Raw genomic sequence first — 18,679 nt, 5'->3', positions numbered from 1 at the left:
GTCGATTCAAATATGAAAAATCAAGCGGAAATGACACCCGCTCTATTTGTCATGCCCTAATCGACTGTGAATAGTAACGTTTTGCTTGATGCAAAAACAAAAAACAGAAATTAGAAACATGAAACATGAGGAAAAACGAATTGGAGGTATGTAGGTTATGAAAAAATTTGTGTGTGTTTTATTGATGGTTGCAGTTTTATTTAGTCTGACTGCCTGTGGCAGTTCTGAGGATTCTGCCGAATCAGCCTCAAAGAAGGAAGGGACTTACCTGATTGGTGTATCTATGAAGACAATGTCGGATGAATTTTCGAATACACTTGGCGAGGCAATTAAAACTGCCGCTAAAGAGTACCAAGATGTAGAGATTATATTTCTGGATGCGCAAGCAGATATTAGCAAACAAATTTCAAACGTGGAGGACATGGTGGCAAAAAATATTGACGTCCTTGTGCTAAATGCACAAGATGCGGAAGGGTCTGGCCAGGCATTGGACATCTGCGAGGCAGCGGGCATACCAGTGGTTGAGGTAAATACGACTACTACAAAAACAAACTATACTTCGTATGTCGGCTCAAACGATGTGGAAGCTGGCTCCTTGATTGGTGAATTTATTAATGAAAAGCTTGGGGGAAAGGGAAAAGTATGCATTATCGAAGGTTCCTTAGGACAAAGCCCTCAGATTTACCGTTATCAGGGAATTGAAGAGACTTTGTTAGACAATACGGATATTGAGGTATTGGCAAAGCTGTCTGCCGATTGGATGCGCGACAAGGCAATGTCTATTACAGAAGATTGGTTAGGGAGATACGATACAATTGATGCAATCCTTTGTGAAGATGACGAAATGGCTTTGGGTGCTTTAGAAGCATGTGAAGGTGCCGGGCGTGATGATATCCTGATTGTGGGGGTAGACGCTACCCCAAATGCGATGAATTCAGTAAAAGAAGGCGGAATGTCAGCAACAGTGCTGCAAGATGCGCAGAAGCAGGCAGAGACAACAATGGAAGTGGCATATAAAATTGCAAAGGGAGAAGATGTAGAGAAGGAATATATCGTACCATTCCAATTAATTACTATTGATAATGTGGACGATTATCTTTAAACGGTGCGATATAAAATAACGAATCAAAAGGGTTGAATCTTCAGCAAATAGGTTCAGCCCTTTTACATGTGGAAATGTGCTCAATGGCGGGGGGGTTTATTGCACAGCGAAGCACCCATATAGATAGTGTGGTTTAAAATTATATTAGGGTGGTTCTTGGCCTGTTCAGGTTCAATGACTAATTGTACAGCTTGTGCAGCGAGTTGTGAGACTGGCTGTAAGACGCTGGTAATCTGAGGTTGGATTAATTTTGTGTCATCCATAAAATCAAAGGAAACGATAGAGACATCCTCAGGGATCTTCTTCCTCAAATTCATCAAAGCGTGAATAATGCCATAGACTTGGACATTATTGTGTACAAAAATAGCATCGGGGAATGTAGGGAGGTTTAACATGCGCATTACGATGTCATATCCAGCATTAATCGTATAGGGACCTGAAAAAATCCGATGGGATATATCGACAGACTGTTCCTCCATCTTACGGCAGAACCCCTCCATACGATGGATTGCGGTAGTCTCTTGTACAGTTCCTGTTACAGCCACGATATTCTTGTGGCCGGTTTCGAAGAGCATAGAAGTAAGTTCGTATCCGGCACGTATATTATCAATACCGACAAAACTATAATCACTTCGGCTAAGACTAGGCATATTGTCAATATAGATAATATTCTGAAAAAACTTTTCTTGTTCATAGTGGGGAGCGGCAGAGGAAGGTGCAAATATGGTTCCTGCTACATTTTGGGATAAAAGCATTTCCATATACTGTCTTTCTTTTTTGAAATCATCATCTGTATTACAGAAGAGCATTCCATATCCGGCTTTATTAAGTTCCAAATCAATTGCCTGCAATAATTTAGTGTAGAATATATTGCTGATATCTGGTAACAATACACCAACTATAGGATTTGAATTGGTTTTAAGAGAACGGGCAGAAGCATTTGGGATGTACTGAAGGTCTTGGGCAGCCTTTAGGATTTGAGAACGTGTTTCTTCGCTCATCCGTCCTTTATTATTTAATGCACGTGATACAGTAGAAACGGATAATCCTAAAAAGTTGGCTAAATCTTTTAATGTAGTAGACATGTGTCACCTCTCAGCATAAAAATAAAAACTATTACAAGTATTCAGTAACTACGATAGTAGCGGAGTTACCATAAAATTTTAATATTATTATAGCCTAGTTCAGGCAGAACGTCAACGGAGGAACGAACAGGAAGATTTGAGAGCTAGGAAAGAAATAGTGAAATCTTTTTATTTTTCTTAAATTAAATCAGGAGGATAATTAATATGAGTACATTATATATTTCAGATTTAGATGGAACATTGCTTAATAAAGAAAAGAAAATTTCGGAAAGGTCAAAGAGAATTTTAAATGATTGTATTCGTGAGGGGATGAAATTTTCTATAGCAACTGCCCGGATGCCATATGGCTGTGATTACCGTCTAAAAGATATCAATTTACAGATACCGGGAATCCTTACAAATGGTGTGTTTTTATACGATTTTAATAAGAAGCAATACATATCTGCTGAATCCATCGAGCCAAAGTGTGCAACAGATGTCATAGAGTTACTGGAGGAACATCTGATTTCCTGTTTTGTTTATGTGTATTATCAAGGCGGGATTCATATTTATTATGGGAAAGAAGAGTTGCGAAGACAGACACAGTATTATAGTGACAGAGCCCTGGAGGAATGCAAGGAAGTCAGGTTGGTACAGAATTTACGTGAAACAGCAAAAAATGGAGAAGTTGTATATATCACATATTCCGGAGAGAAAAGTATGTTGGAGCCGATAAGTGAGGCATTAAAAAGAATGGAAGGCATTCATCACTCTTTTTATCTGAATATTTATAATGGGTTATATTGCCTGGAAATTTATAGTAGCAGAGCTAGTAAGAAGGCAGCCCTTCTGAAATTAAAAACCTATGTGGATTGTAATGAAGTTGTTGTTTTTGGCGATAATTGGAATGATGTGCCAATGATTGAAATTGCGGACAGAAGTTATGCGCCGGACAACGCTATTGAAGAAATTAAGCAAATGGTTACAGGGTGTATCGCAGGATGTAATGATGATGGAGTAGCACGGTTTTTAAGGGAAGAACATGAACGAAAGCACAAGATGTGCTGAGTAGCCGATTTAGTGGCATAAAAATCTGTTTGATAAATTATTTATACTTATTGTGAGCAGGAGAAGGGATATGGCAGTAACAGAAACCGGGCGATGGAACTAAGTAGACGGTAGTAATAAGTACATTTTTATGCTATCATAGAGGTCATAGCGACCATGAAAAATGATTTCAGGGGCAATTGCGTCTATTGCGGGCACTGCCAGCCTTGTCCGTCAGAGATAGATATTGCCACGGTGAACAAATATATGGATATCGCACGGCTCACGCCGGAGCATGTGCCGCCTTCTATCAAGTCGCATTATCAAAACCTGCTGCATAGAGGGGATGAATGTATCGGATGCAGGAGCTGTGAGAAGCGGTGCCCGTTTGGAGTGCCGGTGATTGAGAATATGGCAGAGGCATCAAGGGTGTTTGGTATGGGAGGGAATAAAGCATCCGCAGAATGATCGGGGTATCCGTGCCCCGGTAATTCTGCGGATGTTTTTTGATGCAAAAACGATACCCCAATCAGCATGCATTCCAAAAGCAAAGGGATACGGTTCCAGTATCAAAATAGTTCAATACACATCTTGAAGATGAAAAGACACGCATAGCCAATCCACAGTCCCAGCGCCTCCCCGGCCTCCCTGTCATTAAGCGTCCTCATCCGTCGACTAGGCTAAAGCTAGCCGACTCAATCCCGGTTTAATAGATCTTATGATGATGAATGTAAACTGTTATTACTCAAAGGTTGACAATTGAAACGGGATTCTATAATATAGTAGTAAAAACGGTAATAAAGGGAGATAAATTGATGGAAAATTTACTGGATAAGATGAAGAATAGAGTGCTTGCCGGCGATCTGCTTTCGAAGGAAGATGCTATGCAATTGGCGGAGCTGCCGCTGGAACCTTTATGTGAGGCTGCGGATGAGATCCGGGAGGTGTTTTGTGGAAAACGCTTTGATCTTTGTACCATTATTAATGGGAAAAATGGAAAGTGTTCGGAGGATTGTAAGTATTGTGCACAGTCAGCATTTTATTCCACTGAGGTTGAGAGCTACCCGCTTCTAAAGACGGATCAGCTGCTGGAACAGGCCAAGTACAATGCAGAGCGGGGCGTTATGAGATATTCGATTGTGACGTCAGGGAAAAGGCTGGATGACGGTGAAGTGGAGGCTGTGTGTAAAAGTATCCGCGCAATTCGGGAGAATGTGGATATCTCGGTTTGTGTATCTTTTGGGTTACTGGATGAGATGGCTTTTCGGAAAATTAAAGAGGCAGGTGCTTGCCGGGTACATAATAATTTGGAATCCTCCAGAAATTATTTTAGGGAGGTCTGTACGACACACTCTTATGAAGAAAAGATTGAGACTGTTAAGGCTGCTAAGCGTGCCGGGCTTAGTGTCTGCAGCGGGGGGATTGTGGGGCTTGGAGAGACGATGGAAGACCGGATTGACCTGGCTTTAACGGTCAGAGATCTGGGGGTGCGTTCTATTCCGGTTAATATGCTGAACCCGATTCCAGGCACGCCATATGAGAGAAATCCCCGGCTTACGATTGAGGATATGTGTAGGATAACGGCAGTTTTCCGGTTTCTTGTGCCGGATGCATTTATCCGGCTGGCGGGCGGCCGCGGATTGATGGCGGATAAAGGAAAACGGTGCTTTCAGTCAGGCGCCAATGCGGCTATTACAGGAGATATGCTGACGACAGCAGGGATAACCATAGAGCAGGATATGCGGATGCTGAAAGAACTGGGTTTTGAGGTGAAGCCCTAATTATAGTGAAATATTAAAAAATAAATGTCGAAAAAGAGAAACGGTCAGAAATAACTGGCGGTTTCTTTTTTACAAATGTATAGGGGGGAATATGGTATAATTAAAATGTATTGCGAGCTAGAAATCAGCTTATCTGATTTCCTCTAGCGAGCGAAAGAATGGGTATAGGAGGAGTAATATGGATAGAACCGGAATTAGGCCCCAGGTAATCGAAGAGATTAAGACGCTGGCGGAAAAATATAAGATTAGCAAGGTGATATTATTTGGCTCGCGAGCACGCGGTGATTTTAAAAGGATAAGCGATATTGATTTGGCAGTGGAAGGGGGAGATTTTGAACGCTTTGCATTGGATGTAAACGAAGAAACATCGACACTGCTGGAATATGATATTGTTGATTTAAGACAGGATATACAAGAGGAACTGAGAGACTCAATTAAAAAGGAGGGGAAAATACTTTATGAGAAAATATGATAATTTCTGCAGTGCACTGTTAAAACTGGAGGAAATTTATAATTATGAGGAACCGTTCGATAATGTTATATTGACAGGCTTGGTGGGATTATATGAAATTTGTTTTGAGCAGTCATGGAAGATGATGAAAGATATATTGGAATCCCACGGCTATGAGGAGGGAGCTACCGGCTCACCTAAGATAATTTTGAAAACAGCATATAAAGCCGGGATGATTAAAGACGAGGAACTATGGATTCGGGCGCTGCACGAAAGGAATAATGTATCGCACTCTAATAATAAAAGGGTTGCTCTTGAAATCATCACGCAGACAAAAGATTATTTTTATGAAATGTTCTGCAAATTGAAAAAGGAAGTTGAGGATAATTGGGTATAGGTTTAGGCGTAGAACTGCCCGTGCAGACAATGATTGCCTGTGCAGAGCTATAAGTGTAGACTATGCACGGATTCTGATCGTTTTTATTTATGATATGTACGAGATTTAATATATAGAATGTTAAAAAAATGTATGTTATGATATTGATAAACTTATAAAGAAGCACTGGAACAAAATACTTTATGCAAATAGAGGGAGAGAAAATGGATTTTAGCTATGACGAATATGAGAAACAATGCGAAAAGATTTGTGCCGTTAATTATCAGTTGTTAGATTTATTTGAAGAAGATTTAAGAGATTTGTCGCCCAAGACGGTAAGGCAGCATGTAAGTAATGTAGATTTTTATATCAATGATTATCTGCTTTATGAGGATGCGCTGTCTTTCGAAGCGGGAATAGAAAAGATTGATGATTTTTTGGGAAATTTCTTCATTCGTAAATGTATGTGGTCTACTCCGGGAAATATAAAAAGCACAGCCGCAAGTATAAAAAAGTTTTATAAATGTATGCTGGATCATGGAAAAATCCAAAGGGCAAGCTATAATTACCTGTACGGTGAGATAAAAGAAAGAATGCCAAAATGGCAGGCAGATTGTGCACAATACAATGATATTGATGCAGACAATCCATTTGATTATTTTTATTATTGAGTTCGAATCAGTAAGTTTTGAAAGATCAAAATGCATTTGAAGATATAGACCATTTGATTTTGGAAAAAAAAACAGTAATCTTTTTTACACATTACATTTTATAAAAGCGATCAATCCAAAAGCAAGTCATACTCTCCTTCCCCCGCGCATACATTGTAAAAACAATGATTGCAGGGGGATTTTTTTGAAAGATTATATTGAGGAAAGAGCCGTGGAAATCGCCAATTATATCATAGATAACAGTGCCACAGTTCGGCAGACGGCGAAGCAGTTTGGAATCAGCAAGAGTACGGTACATAAGGATGTGACGGAGCGGCTCCTACAGATTAATCCTGCATTGGCGGGAGAGGCACGGAAGGTGCTGGACATGAATAAGTCTGAGCGCCATATACGCGGCGGACTTGCTACCAGAGAAAAATATCTGCATCAGCACTAGTACATCGTAAAATAAGTAACTGACTCATAAGCTGAGATAAATTTTCGAGAGTGCTGCTCCACAAACGCAGGCGTAGTGGGCTACGCTGAGGCTTGTGGAGCAGTGCTATCGGAAATTTAGGTCTGCTTATGTGGCAGTTAATTATTATACGATGTACTAGTACAGCATTGCACTAATAATTCAGCAATAAGCACCTGCTCTCTACGCCATAGCTGTACCTGCTTACGCTAGACGTAGGAACCACTACGCCGTCGCGAAAGCAGGCATAACTCTGACGCAGATATCAGGCGCTTATTACTGAAAGATTAATGCACTGCTGTACTAGAGAATTACAGATAGAATGCACCTCAGGCGCCGGGAATCAGACAACCCGGTACTTAGGTGCATTTTATTGTGTACAGATATAGGCTTTGCGTGTAACAGCAGTGGAGTCTAAGGCACGTCATAAACATTGGCCAAGTGCCCTGCCTGATGCCAGGGTTTTCATGAATTCCATGATTATGGTATAATGTCTACTGTAAATGATAACAGATTCAGTTATAGTGACAAAGGAGAAAAGGCTGTGAAGAGATATAAGAGAATCTGTGCACTTCTGCTTGCCTTTTTACTGACTGCGGGGAATGCCGCAGGATGTGCAGAAAAAGAGCAGGACACGGTGAAAGAAAAGGAAAAGATCACGATCTGGTACTACTGGAGCCAGAGCTATGTAAAAAAAGAACTGGCGAATCTGGTAAATGGATTTAACCGCACCCAGGATGAGATTGAAGTAACGACCCAGTATGTGCCGGATGAAGATTTCAAGAAAAAACTGGCCCTAAGCATGGCGGATGGTAATATGCCGGAGCTGGCGTTGGTGGACTCATCGGATTTTCATTATTTTCATGCAATGGAGCCTTTTGCGGATCTGACAGATGAGATCAGGGGTTTTGATGAATATCTGCCGGAAGTGAAGGAAGCCTGCAGTGTGAATGGTCGGATGATGGGGCTTCCTTATGGAATGAACTGTGCGGTCCTCTATTATAATAAGAACATCATGGAAGTGCACGGGGCCGAAGTACCGCAGACATGGCAGGGGCTTTATGATACGGCAGTGAAGCTCTCTGATCACGGACATTACGGTTTCGGCCTTCCGGCAGTGGAGAGTGAAGAAAGTGTATATAGTTTCCTGCCGGTTTTGTGGTCGATGGGCGGAGAGGTGGATGCACTGGATTCGTCCGGAAGCAGGCAGGCACTCCACCTTCTGCGGCAGCTGACGGAATCGGGGGCCATGAGCAGGCAGACAATCAGCCTGACAGAAGGCGATCTTCTGCGGCAGTTTGTTGAGGGCAATATTGCAATGATGATCAACTCTTCTTCTATGATTGCCTCTATCCGGGATTTAAATCCTTTTTTGAAGTACGGTGTCACGGTTCTGCCTGCGGCCGATGATGGTACCCGGACAACCGTGCTGGGCGGGGAGATTTTTGGGGTTACTAAGGGAGCACATCAGGATGCTGCGGTCAAATTTCTGCAGTATGTAAGCGACAAAGAACGGATGTCTTCCTATATGGAACGTTCCGCTTATATGGCTCCCCGCCGGGATGTGCTTGAAAATCAGTATGTGGAGGATCCGCTGAACAGGAGTATGATAGAGATTGCCAAATCAGCCAGGACGAGAGAGTTCTCGGTGGAATGGCCGTACATATCCAGAGTACTTACGGATGCAATGGGGGAAGCAATTATCGGAGAAAAACCGGAGGATGAAATTCTGAGAGAGGCAGCAGAAAGGATGGCTGAGATCAGGAGAGGAGACTTATGAAACGGGAAAGAACATTGAGAACAAGGATGTCCTTTAGATTTCTGATGGCGGCGCTGGTGCCGGTCTGCCTGTTTGCTGTTATTTCCCAGATGAGACTAAGGAGCAGCCTCGAGGACAACATAGACGGCCGTATCAGCAGTAATCTGTACAATGCCAATAAATCCCTGGACATGGTATTGGAAAAGTATGAGACAATCCTGTATGATATGTGTACGGATGATACGATCATAGATACCGTGCTGGAAATTATGAAGGAACAGGATGATCTGGACGTTAACAGCAGTACGCTGCGGCATGAACTGAGCCATATCTGCAATAGTAACCCAGGAGTGGAAGGGATCACGATATCGCTTCGGAACGGGCGTATTATATTCTATGACCGATTGAATTCTTCCTCCACAAACAGCGTCTGGGCGGATAAAATCACGGTTCCGGAGATTGGGAAGGGATATGTATATCAGGGGCTCACAGATCCGGTGACTGCAAATGAACGGAAAACGTATTTATTTCAGATCGGGAGAAAACTGATCGATTACAGGAATATCAATGATCCTCTGGGGATCGTGGTAATCAGCATCAACCAAGAGCAGATACGGGATACGCTGGTGTCGGGGACGGACAATGCCACATATCTGCTGCAGGGAAATACGGTGATCAGTTCTCCGGACTCTGCAGATATCGGAAGCGAATTCAACAGTCAGAAGGATACAGCTGATCGTAAGTATACGACGATGCTGCATGAAAAAAGCGGTTTTACCATCTGCAATGAGCAGCCGCTGGCTGATTATAACAGGGCAATCTGGGAACAGGTGTTGTTTTTCTTCGTGATAGCAGTAGTATCCTGTGCAATTATGGTCTGTTTGATTTACATGTCCACGCAGCCGTATCTGGCGGCAGTGGATTCTCTCGTGAATGCCATGAATGATCTGGAAGAAGGGGATTTTGGAGTCAGCATCCAGATTCCAGAAAGTATGCCGCCGGAAATACGGAGGATTGGCACAGGATTTAATGAGATGGTTGTCCATATTGACGATCTGATCGGTCAGGTGAAGTCGGCTGTTGTAGAGCAGAAAAATGCGGAACTCTCCGCACTGGAAGCACAGATAGACCCTCATTTTCTGTACAATACGCTGGATACGATTAACTGGAAGGCTATTGAAAATGAGCAGTATGACATCAGCGGGATGGTAGGGGCGCTGGCTGATATTCTTAGATATACCGTCAAAAATGCGGGCGGTACGACTACGGTTAGTAAGGAACTGGGATGGCTTCGGCATTACTGTATGCTGCAGAGTGCAAAACTAGGAAAGCCGCTGACGATATTAGAACAAGTGCCTGAGGATATGATGGGATATAAGATCCATAAGCTTTTGCTGCAGCCCTTTGTGGAAAATTCCATCAAACATGGGTTTGGGGGAAAAGACGGGGACTGCCGCCTGACCATCGTGATGCGCCGGACAGAAGAGCAGATCCACATGATTATAGAAGATAACGGATTTGGCATTGGGCCGGAGACGTTAAAGAGATTGAATGATGAAGAGCAGGATATGGAGGGACACGTAGGTATTGCAAATGTCCGGAAACGCCTGAAACTGTACTACGGGGATGATGCCACCATTTACTTTGAAAGTATGCTGGGAAGTTGGACAAAAGTGCATCTGTTTGTGCCCGGAAAGGAGGACCAGCAGTGAGGATTGTAATTGTGGAAGACGAGGCGCCGATCCGGGAAGGCCTTGCAAAGATTTTACATAAAATAAACCCGGATTATGAACTGGTGGGGAAGGCCGGGGATGGAAAGGCCGGATATGAGCTGATCCGGAGAATGGAACCCGATCTGGTGATACTGGACATACAGATGCCGAAGATGGATGGGCTGTCGATGCTCAGAATGCTGCGAAAGGAGCAGAACCACTGCAGAGTGCTCATCCTGTCAGCTTATTCGGACTTTAATTATGCAAAACAGGCAATAGAGCTTGATATTGAGAATTATCTTCTGAAACCAATCAAGATACCGGAGCTGAAACGGGCTCTGGGGCAGATCGAGGAGGAGCTGGACAAAGAGAAAAGCCAGGATAAAGTATTTACCGTCCAGGGAATCTTTATTGGATGCTTAAACGGACAGCTTGCTCCGGACAGGCAGTTCCATAATATGACGATGGAAAAATACGGATTCTCCGTGGAGAATCCCGCCGAGGTCTTCGTTCTGTGGCTGGGAGACGGATATGAAGAACAGAAAAAAACGGCAAAGGATTTGCTGGAGGATGTGGGCGCCCACACGGTTAAATTTGCCTCCTGTGTGATAGAAGCCGATGCGTGGCAGATGCTGATTATGATACTCTACCGGGTTCCCCGGGACTGTGCCTTATATGAATACTTCCAGAATTCTGTAGTCCCTATGCTGTGCAGCAATCTGAAAAGCCCTGTGGTCTGCATCTGGAAGAGCATAGAGCGGATTCTGGATTTGCCGGAGGCTGTCAGCGGGATACAGAAGGAAAAGGAATGGAACCTTCTTTTGAATAAGGGAACCCTGCTTAGGAAAGAGGAGATTGAAAAGTTAAAAATCGTGCCCCTGAAGCATCCGGCTGAGCTGGAGGACGAGGCATGCCAGGCGATCAAGAGGGGGGACTGGGAGACGCTCAAAGAATGTTACAGGAAGCTGTTCCAATATTATCCGGAGTCTCCCCATCTGCCGGAAGAAATCAAGAAATCACTCATACGTTTTAACTGGGCTGTAGCAAATTCGCGGGGGAACATCCAGGAACTGGATGCGGAACTGGAGATTCAGGGGATCCTGGGGGAAGTGTCCGGGGCGGCGAGCTGGGACCAGATTAAACGCAGCATGGAAAAGTTCTTTGAACTGCTGGATCTTAATATGCAGGAAAAAGAGGAGCTGCCGGTGAGTGTTCTTGTGCAGAAGGCCCAGCAGATGATCCGTAAGTACTATGACCAGGGCATCACCCTGGAGGAAGTGGCAAACAAACTGTTTGTTTCGGAAGAATATCTGAGCGCACAGTTCAAAAAAGAAACCGGCGCCACATTTTCAGAAACAATCCGGAAGCTGCGGATTGAGAAGGTGAAACAGCTCTTAGCCGATACGCACCTGAAGCTAAATCAGATTGCAGAGCTGGCCGGATACTCGGATCCCAAGTATATGAGCAAGGTCTTTAAAGAGGAAGTGGGCATGCTTCCAAATGAGTTTCGTAAGTCAGTCCATTAAATTTTTCTACCTTTTTCAGAAATTTCGTCCTTGTAAATGGAAAAAATTGTGCTATGATGTCGATAACAAAAAAGCAGAAGCTAATGAAAGCCGTCATAGATAATCTGAAAAAAGGAGAGAAAAGAATGAATCAAATGATCATAAAATTTCAAAACCCTGAAGAAGTGCTTGACTTTGTAAATAAGGTTGCTAAGTATCCTTATGATATGGATATGAAGAGAGGCAGATTCGTAGTAGACGCCAAGTCGATACTTGGGATTATGAATCTGGGCTTCAATCATCCCATTGAACTGAAAATCTATGATGAGGACTGTGAAGACCTGAAACAGGAGATCTCAAAGTATGCTGCGGCATAAAAGCGGCAGTGCGTGCTGTAATTTAACTGCTATATCTGGGCGATATTAATCAAACAAAGCGTATAACTTGCATCTTAAAACTTCTCGGCGTATAATGTACGCGCTGAGAAGTTTTTTCTATGAAGGAAAAGTGCCTGTCACTTTCGCTTCATAAAAACCTCTGGGAGATGCACACGCCGCGATAAGATATATAACCGCAAAGCGGTATCGCCGCGGCGTCAAAGTGAGTATGCCCCTCTTGAGTGAAGGGAGGGAGAGTTGAAGTGTGCCTCCTCACTTTGTTATTTATGCGGTGCTAAAGAGTGCGAGTCCCTCTTGAGTGCGGGAATGATGGTTTGAGGTGGGCCTGCCCGCTTTGATATGGGAATGAAAGAGTAGGAATGAAAGTATGAGAAAACAAATAGACAGAAGCGCCTATTTATTTGATAACAAGGCGCTGAGAGCATTGATCATTCCGCTGATTATCGAGCAGCTGCTTGCAATACTGGTCGGTATGGCGGATTCTATTATGATAGCGAGTGTCGGAGAGGCGGCGGTATCCGGAGTGTCGCTGGTTGACAATATCATGGTGCTCTTTATTAATGCTTTTGGAGCTCTGGCCGCTGGAGGCGCGGTTATATCAGGGCAGTATCTGGGGCAGAAGAGTGACAAAAACGCCTGTGAAGCTTCCAATCAGATTGTATGGTTTATCACGATCGTAGCCGTGGGGATTATGGCCATTATTTACTGTGGAAAATGGTTTATCCTGCATGTGGTATTCGGTGCGATCGACGCGGATGTAATGGCACATGCGAATACATACCTGCTGATTGTATCAGCCTCCATTCCGTTTATGGCATTATACAATGCTGGAGCGGCGATATTCCGTGCCATGGGTAACTCTAAAGTGTCCATGCAGGTCTCGATCATTATGAATTTGATTAATATTGGAGGAAATGCGATCCTGATATACGGATTCCACCGGGGAACGGAAGGGGTGGCGATTCCAACACTGATCTCCAGGGTTGTAGCGGCCGTCATAATTACCGTGCTGCTGACGGACCAGAAGCGGCAGCTGCACATCAGCAGGAGCTTCCATTACCGTCCGGACTGGCGGATGATACGAAGAATCCTGTCGATCGGAGTGCCCAACGGCCTGGAAAACAGCATGTTCCAGCTGGGGAAAATCATGGTGCTGAGCCTGGTATCTACATTCGGCACCTATGCGATCGCTGCAAATGCAGTCAGCAATGCTGTGGCTCTGTTCCAGATTCTGCCGGGAATTGCACTGAATCTTGCGATCACCTCCGTGATTGCAATGTGCGTGGGGGCAGGGGATTACGAACAGGCACATTATTACACAAAAAAACTTGTAGGGATTGTGTACGTACTGATCTGGATTATGAACGCAGTCATTTTCCTTCTGCTGCCATTTATATTGAAGGCATACCACTTATCAGACCTCACGGCGGAGACAACGAGGCAGATATTATATTTCCACAGTATCAGCTGCATGATCGTGTGGCCGATTGCCTTCTCATTGCCCGCAACTCTGCGCGCTGCCGGGGATGCAAAAGTTACCATGATAATATCCATTGCCTCTATGTGGATCTTCAGAATTGTCTTCAGTTATATACTGGGAAGATACATGGGACTCGGCGTCTTTGGAGTCTGGGTGGCTATGGTAATCGACTGGTGCTTCCGGGCCGTCTTCATGATGGTCAGGTATCATGGCGGAAAATGGAAATTGATGCGGAGTATATAAGCAGGGAAAATAGCAGATTATACAATCTAGGGCGATGGATTTCACTGGAAATGCGGCCTGAAAACCAGACGTGGATGCGCGGAGAGATGTAAATAAGCCATTTTTTTGAAAAGAGAGTCTTGTAAATCGCAAAACCCTCCCTTATAATAGGAAAGTAAATTTAAAACAGGTTTAGACATTGCGTGTTCAACAGGAGGATAAATTTGAAGAATGAATTAGTCATTGTCCTGGATTTCGGAGGGCAGTATAATCAGCTGGTCGCAAGGCGTGTCAGAGAGTGCAGCGTGTATTGCGAGATCTATTCTTATAAGACAGATATAGAAAAAATAAAGGCAATGAATCCGAAAGGAATCATTCTGACAGGAGGGCCGAACAGCTGCTACGAGGCCGATTCCCCGACTTATACAAAAGAACTTTTTAAGCTTGGCATACCGGTACTCGGCTTATGCTATGGCGCACAGCTGATGATGCATGTGCTGGGAGGCCGGGTAGAACGTGCGGATGTGCGGGAGTATGGAAAGACAGAAGTTCTGATCGACAAGCCGGATTCCAAAGTATTTGAAGATGTATCCACCCCGACAATCTGCTGGATGAGCCACTTTGACTATATCTCCCAGGCGGCGCCCGGATTTGAAGTCACGGCGCATACTGCAGACTGCCCGACAGCAGCAGCGGAGAGAGCCCGGGACGGCCTTTATGCGATTCAATTCCATCCAGAGGTGCTGCATACGGTTGAAGGCACAAAGATGATTAATAACTTTTTAAAGAATGTCTGCGGCTGTGCCGGAGACTGGAAGATGGACGCATTTGTAGAAGAGACGATCAAGGCGATCCGGGAAAAAGTTGGCGGCGGCAAAGTGCTCTGCGCGCTTTCGGGCGGCGTGGATTCATCTGTGGCGGCAGTGCTGCTTTCCAAGGCGATCGGATCACAGCTCACCTGTGTATTTGTGGATCATGGCCTTTTAAGGAAAGATGAAGGGGACGAAGTAGAGGCTGTCTTCGGACCGGAAGGGCATTATGACCTGAACTTTATCAGGGTCAATGCGCAGGAGAGATTTTATAGTAAACTTGCCGGAGCTGTCGAACCGGAAGAGAAGCGGAAGATTATAGGAGAAGAATTTATCCGTGTATTTGAGGAAGAGGCCCAGAAGATCGGGGCGGTAGATTTTCTCGTGCAGGGAACGATATATCCGGATGTAGTAGAGAGCGGCCTGGGCGGGGAATCCGCAGTGATCAAATCCCATCACAATGTTGGCGGGCTGCCGGATTATGTGGATTTCAAAGAGATCATAGAGCCGTTGAGAGACTTGTTTAAGGACGAGGTGCGTAAGGCAGGACTGGAACTCGGGATACCGGAGAGACTGGTGTTCAGGCAGCCATTCCCTGGGCCGGGACTGGGAATACGGATTATTGGCGAGATTACCGCTGAAAAGGTGAAGATTGTGCAGGATGCAGACGCTATTTACCGTGAGGAAATGGATGCTGCCGGAATGAATAAGATTGTGGGACAGTATTTTGCTGCTCTGACCAATATGCGGTCTGTGGGGGTTATGGGGGATGAGAGAACCTATGACTATGCAGTGGCGCTGCGGGCGGTGAATACCATAGATTTCATGACTGCGGAGTCGGCGGAAGTGCCTTGGGAGGTGCTGCACCGGGTAACCAGCAGAATTGTGAATGAAGTGGGGCATGTGAATCGGGTGTTCTATGATTTGACGGGGAAACCGCCGGGGACGATAGAGTTTGAGTAGCGGACATAACCCCGGAAATGCTGATAAAATCAGCGTTTCCGGGGTCGCTTTATGTCCTTTGGCTCTAATTATCCTTTTATCCTATATATCTTTCTAAATTCTTTTGGAGTAATACCGACAATTTTCCGAAACCTTTTGATAAAATATTTTGTGTCACTATACCCTAATTCCTCACTGATTGTGTAAATTTTTTTATCAGTGTTAATTAATAGTTCTTTGGCTTTTGAGATTTTCAAAAATGTTAAATACTCAATGATAGTCTGGCCGGTCGCGGAACTATAAATATTACTGAGGCTTGTATAATTGATACAAAATATATCTGCCAAATCTGATAGGGTGATTTTTTCATTTAAATGATTCGTCAGATAGTTCTGCACCTGATCAATGAGATAAGCATGCGTACTGTTTATTTGTTCAAAAGCTTTATTGAAGACACTGTCAATCATTGACAGCAATGTTTCTTCAATTTCTTCTAAACTATAATAGTTATAAAGGAATTCCAGGCTTTCCGCATAATCAATATAGCATGCTGTGGACATATTTTTGTCGTTGCAGTATTTGACGATCACAAGTGAAATCTTATTCACCCATGATTGAAGTTCAAAATAGGAGGGTCTTTTTTCTCTTATATAATCCATAAATTCATAGATAGAATCCCGGACATCCAACAGATTGTTTTGATCAACCTGGAGCTGCAGATTGTTATAAATCATGTGTGGAAACGTACATATACCTTGATCAGCATATAGGCAGATTGATTTTTTTTCATAAAAGTACTGTTTTAAAGCAGAAATTCCGCTAAAAAAGGCATTCTTGAATGTGTCGGTAAAGGTGCTTTGATAAATGCTTGCATGTACACCTGCTTCACGCGGAAAAGACCAAAGGAGTTTCGAAAGCTGCTTATAAAGAAAATCTGTATCTATATCAGGTTTTTTGATTAAAATACAATAAAGCTTCTGACGGAACAGAAAAACATGACTGTCCTGGGAGAGGGCTGTTGAAAACTCCTTTAACTGCGGACGAAAGCTGGCAGAGATATTAGAAAAATGTGAATTGCCTTCCAGAAATAAAAACCAGATATTCTGAAAACTAAACCCGCATTGGCGTTTAAGCATTGTGACGGTCTCTTTTTTATTTTGTGTTGCAGCTTCTGAGAATAATAAATCCAAAAACTGTTCATATTCTGAATCTTTAAAATTATATTTATAGGGTGCCTTTTCCAACTGCAGAAAATTTTCTACACTTGTAATGATTTTATCAAATTCAGATGGAAGAACAGGCTTGAGCACATAACGAAATACATGGAACTCGACAGCTTTAGCGGCATAAGAAAATTCGGAGTATCCACTGATAATAATAATGGGGATAGTACTATTGGTTTTCCTGATTTTACTGATTAGTTCAAGGCCATTAAATTTTGGCATACGGATATCTGTGACAATCAGCTGAATGTCTGTATGTGTTTCAAGGTATTGAAGAACCTGGTCGCCGTCTTCAAATAAACCTGATATAAACCATTTGGGAGAGTGATTTTCAAAAATGGCGGCAATTCCGGTACGGCTTTGAATTTCATCGTCAATAATGATTACATGATTCATATACATCCCTCACTTTTGTACAGGCAGACGGATTATGATTTTTGTTCCTTCTGCTAATTTTGAAATGATCTGTATTCCATAAGGTCTTCCAAATTTCTTCTTAATATAGGCATTTGTATTTCCAATGCCAATTCCGCTGCTGTTACCATAAAGAACTGTGTATATGGCAGATTCGGTCATACCCTTTCCATTATCTTCTATAATCAAAAATAAATCATTTTGTTTAGAGTAGATATTCAGTTTTATGATTCCGCCATGATGGATTTCAGAAAAACCATGCAGCAGGGAATTCTCAATAAATGGCTGGAGAATGAACCGGGGAATTTTATAATTCATAATATTTTCTGCAATATTATATTGAATAGAGAACGAATCCTGAAACCGCATATTCTGTATATATATATAATTTTTTAACCAAAGTAGTTCATCAGACACAGATACAAAATCATTGTCTTTAATAATGCTGTATCTTAAGATTTGTGACAAGGCATTTATTACTTCCGGAATTTTTTTTGCATTTTCATTCTGAGCCATCCAGTTTATAGAGTCCAGAGTATTATATAGAAAATGAGGGTTTAGCTGTGCATGAAGAAGGGCGAGCTGCTGCCGGGCTTCTTTTTTGGATGACTCTTTTAATTGTTCAACAAGATGCAGAGTTCGCGTACTCATTTCCTGAAAAGACTCATATAAGTAACCTATTTCATTTTGAATAGGATAGTCTGGTATGGGAAAGTAATTCATATAATTCTGATTATGCATAATAATAGACAAATGTTGTATTGGCGTAATAATCTGTTTGGTACATAGTGAAAAAATAAGTAACAAACAGATAAAATTTACTACTGATATCAGCAAAAGGACAATCCGAACATACTGTGCAGCACTTTTTATGATGGGAACGGGGAGCAGCGAGTAGCAATTGTAGTTTAGCGAGTCCGTCATGGAGTAAAAGCAATAGTATTTATTTCCGTTGATAGTTCTCACAGAATAATCGCCTGACGGAGCAGATAACGTTTCTTTTGGTATAATTTCACCGATTTGACATTTTACCAGATCTTCAAGGTATCCCCATATTAAAGTGTTGTTTTCGGAGGTAATAAGCAGTATGGCTTCAGATTTAAATCCTGAAGTTGAGATAATATCTTCAAAAGATGAGATATCTATTTCAATCAGTAAAATGCCGATGGGACAGAAATTATGCTCGGTACTGTATAGTGGCTCAGTTGTCAAGACAAAAATCTAAGATTTTTATAATGAACTGATATGGTGGACAAGTTACAAGGAACA

17 protein-coding genes are annotated in these 18,679 nt (G+C 42.9%); 14 read left to right on the top strand and 3 right to left on the bottom strand.

The features are described from left to right. The first annotated feature begins 157 nt into the window (after positions 1-157). Positions 158-1,102 (top strand): substrate-binding domain-containing protein, encoded by a 945-nt coding sequence (locus GKG43_RS21635; RefSeq protein ID WP_129879981.1) that lies wholly within the window; start codon positions 158-160, stop codon positions 1,100-1,102. Positions 1,103-1,182: 80 nt separating this feature from the next. Here GKG43_RS21635 and GKG43_RS21630 read toward each other — a convergent pair whose 3' ends face one another. Next, a complete protein-coding gene (locus tag GKG43_RS21630) occupies positions 1,183-2,187 on the bottom strand; it encodes a LacI family DNA-binding transcriptional regulator (RefSeq protein WP_129879979.1) in 1,005 nt (334 codons plus the stop codon). Between the two features lie 204 nt (positions 2,188-2,391). Between GKG43_RS21630 and GKG43_RS21625 the strand changes: the two genes are divergently transcribed. The 13 genes from GKG43_RS21625 to guaA all read left to right on the top strand — a co-directional run bounded on the left by GKG43_RS21625 (position 2,392) and on the right by guaA (position 15,794). Then, entirely contained in the window at positions 2,392-3,234 is an 843-nt protein-coding gene (locus tag GKG43_RS21625) for an HAD-IIB family hydrolase (RefSeq protein ID WP_129879977.1), read from the top strand. Between the two features lie 156 nt (positions 3,235-3,390). Then, positions 3,391-3,681, top strand: a complete 291-nt coding sequence (locus GKG43_RS21620) for a 4Fe-4S dicluster domain-containing protein (RefSeq protein ID WP_129879975.1) — start codon at positions 3,391-3,393, stop codon at positions 3,679-3,681. Between the two features lie 347 nt (positions 3,682-4,028). Continuing rightward, a complete protein-coding gene (bioB, locus tag GKG43_RS21615; protein WP_129879973.1) occupies positions 4,029-4,994 on the top strand; it encodes a biotin synthase BioB in 966 nt (321 codons plus the stop codon). 178 nt (positions 4,995-5,172) lie between these two features. Next, on the top strand, positions 5,173-5,466 hold the full coding sequence (locus tag GKG43_RS21610; RefSeq protein WP_050640643.1) for a nucleotidyltransferase domain-containing protein: 294 nt from the start codon (positions 5,173-5,175) through the stop codon (positions 5,464-5,466). Further along, entirely contained in the window at positions 5,453-5,842 is a 390-nt protein-coding gene (locus GKG43_RS21605; protein ID WP_129879971.1) for an HI0074 family nucleotidyltransferase substrate-binding subunit, read from the top strand. Before GKG43_RS21610 ends, GKG43_RS21605 begins: the two co-directional genes overlap by 14 nt. A 203-nt stretch (positions 5,843-6,045) precedes the next feature. Then, positions 6,046-6,492 carry a hypothetical protein gene (locus GKG43_RS21600; RefSeq protein WP_050640641.1) on the top strand — a complete coding sequence of 149 codons (447 nt, stop codon included), beginning with the start codon at positions 6,046-6,048 and terminating at the stop codon, positions 6,490-6,492. Between the two features lie 184 nt (positions 6,493-6,676). Further along, complete coding sequence (gene spoIIID / locus GKG43_RS21595) at positions 6,677-6,928, top strand: sporulation transcriptional regulator SpoIIID (RefSeq protein ID WP_025655933.1); 252 nt, start codon at positions 6,677-6,679, stop codon at positions 6,926-6,928. Positions 6,929-7,490: 562 nt separating this feature from the next. Next, positions 7,491-8,726: an extracellular solute-binding protein gene (locus tag GKG43_RS21590; RefSeq protein ID WP_129879969.1), complete on the top strand. Its 1,236-nt coding sequence runs from the start codon at positions 7,491-7,493 to the stop codon at positions 8,724-8,726. After that, positions 8,723-10,417 carry a sensor histidine kinase gene (locus GKG43_RS21585; protein WP_129879967.1) on the top strand — a complete coding sequence of 565 codons (1,695 nt, stop codon included), beginning with the start codon at positions 8,723-8,725 and terminating at the stop codon, positions 10,415-10,417. The genes GKG43_RS21590 and GKG43_RS21585 overlap by 4 nt, the downstream gene beginning before the upstream one ends. Beyond that, positions 10,414-11,943: a response regulator gene (locus GKG43_RS21580; protein ID WP_055154950.1), complete on the top strand. Its 1,530-nt coding sequence runs from the start codon at positions 10,414-10,416 to the stop codon at positions 11,941-11,943. The genes GKG43_RS21585 and GKG43_RS21580 overlap by 4 nt, the downstream gene beginning before the upstream one ends. A gap of 125 nt (positions 11,944-12,068) precedes the next feature. Next, positions 12,069-12,299, top strand: coding sequence for an HPr family phosphocarrier protein (locus GKG43_RS21575; protein WP_025655937.1), 231 nt, complete (start codon positions 12,069-12,071; stop codon positions 12,297-12,299). Positions 12,300-12,687: 388 nt separating this feature from the next. Continuing rightward, on the top strand, positions 12,688-14,043 hold the full coding sequence (locus tag GKG43_RS21570) for an MATE family efflux transporter (protein ID WP_129879965.1): 1,356 nt from the start codon (positions 12,688-12,690) through the stop codon (positions 14,041-14,043). A gap of 203 nt (positions 14,044-14,246) precedes the next feature. Then, entirely contained in the window at positions 14,247-15,794 is a 1,548-nt protein-coding gene (gene guaA, locus GKG43_RS21565) for a glutamine-hydrolyzing GMP synthase (RefSeq protein ID WP_050640636.1), read from the top strand. Between the two features lie 68 nt (positions 15,795-15,862). Here guaA and GKG43_RS21560 read toward each other — a convergent pair whose 3' ends face one another. Together GKG43_RS21560 and GKG43_RS21555 are read right to left on the bottom strand one after the other, a co-directional pair. Continuing rightward, complete coding sequence (locus GKG43_RS21560) at positions 15,863-17,392, bottom strand: response regulator (protein ID WP_050640635.1); 1,530 nt, start codon at positions 17,390-17,392, stop codon at positions 15,863-15,865. Positions 17,393-17,401: 9 nt separating this feature from the next. Next, complete coding sequence (locus tag GKG43_RS21555) at positions 17,402-18,622, bottom strand: histidine kinase (protein WP_129879963.1); 1,221 nt, start codon at positions 18,620-18,622, stop codon at positions 17,402-17,404. Between the last annotated feature and the right edge of the window lie 57 nt (positions 18,623-18,679).

Source organism: Eubacterium sp. BIOML-A2 (assembly GCF_009680135.1).
GTDB lineage: Bacteria > Bacillota > Clostridia > Lachnospirales > Lachnospiraceae > Faecalicatena > Faecalicatena contortus_B.
The sequence above is the reverse complement of the archived record's forward strand: the minus strand, read 5'-3'. Positions and strand labels throughout refer to the sequence as shown.

Excerpts from the sequence above, each read along its gene's own strand:
- GKG43_RS21570 (WP_129879965.1), top strand. The coding sequence starts at position 12,688 with ATGAGAAAACAAATAGACAGAAGCGCCTATTTATTTGATAACAAGGCG.
- GKG43_RS21610 (WP_050640643.1), top strand. The coding sequence starts at position 5,173 with ATGGATAGAACCGGAATTAGGCCCCAGGTAATCGAAGAGATTAAGACG.
- GKG43_RS21560 (WP_050640635.1), bottom strand. The coding sequence starts at position 17,392 with ATGAATCATGTAATCATTATTGACGATGAAATTCAAAGCCGTACCGGA.
- GKG43_RS21630 (WP_129879979.1), bottom strand. The coding sequence starts at position 2,187 with ATGTCTACTACATTAAAAGATTTAGCCAACTTTTTAGGATTATCCGTT.
- GKG43_RS21605 (WP_129879971.1), top strand. The coding sequence starts at position 5,453 with ATGAGAAAATATGATAATTTCTGCAGTGCACTGTTAAAACTGGAGGAA.
- GKG43_RS21635 (WP_129879981.1), top strand. The coding sequence starts at position 158 with ATGAAAAAATTTGTGTGTGTTTTATTGATGGTTGCAGTTTTATTTAGT.
- GKG43_RS21600 (WP_050640641.1), top strand. The coding sequence starts at position 6,046 with ATGGATTTTAGCTATGACGAATATGAGAAACAATGCGAAAAGATTTGT.
- GKG43_RS21585 (WP_129879967.1), top strand. The coding sequence starts at position 8,723 with ATGAAACGGGAAAGAACATTGAGAACAAGGATGTCCTTTAGATTTCTG.
- GKG43_RS21620 (WP_129879975.1), top strand. The coding sequence starts at position 3,391 with ATGAAAAATGATTTCAGGGGCAATTGCGTCTATTGCGGGCACTGCCAG.
- GKG43_RS21625 (WP_129879977.1), top strand. The coding sequence starts at position 2,392 with ATGAGTACATTATATATTTCAGATTTAGATGGAACATTGCTTAATAAA.
- GKG43_RS21575 (WP_025655937.1), top strand. The coding sequence starts at position 12,069 with ATGAATCAAATGATCATAAAATTTCAAAACCCTGAAGAAGTGCTTGAC.
- bioB (WP_129879973.1), top strand. The coding sequence starts at position 4,029 with ATGGAAAATTTACTGGATAAGATGAAGAATAGAGTGCTTGCCGGCGAT.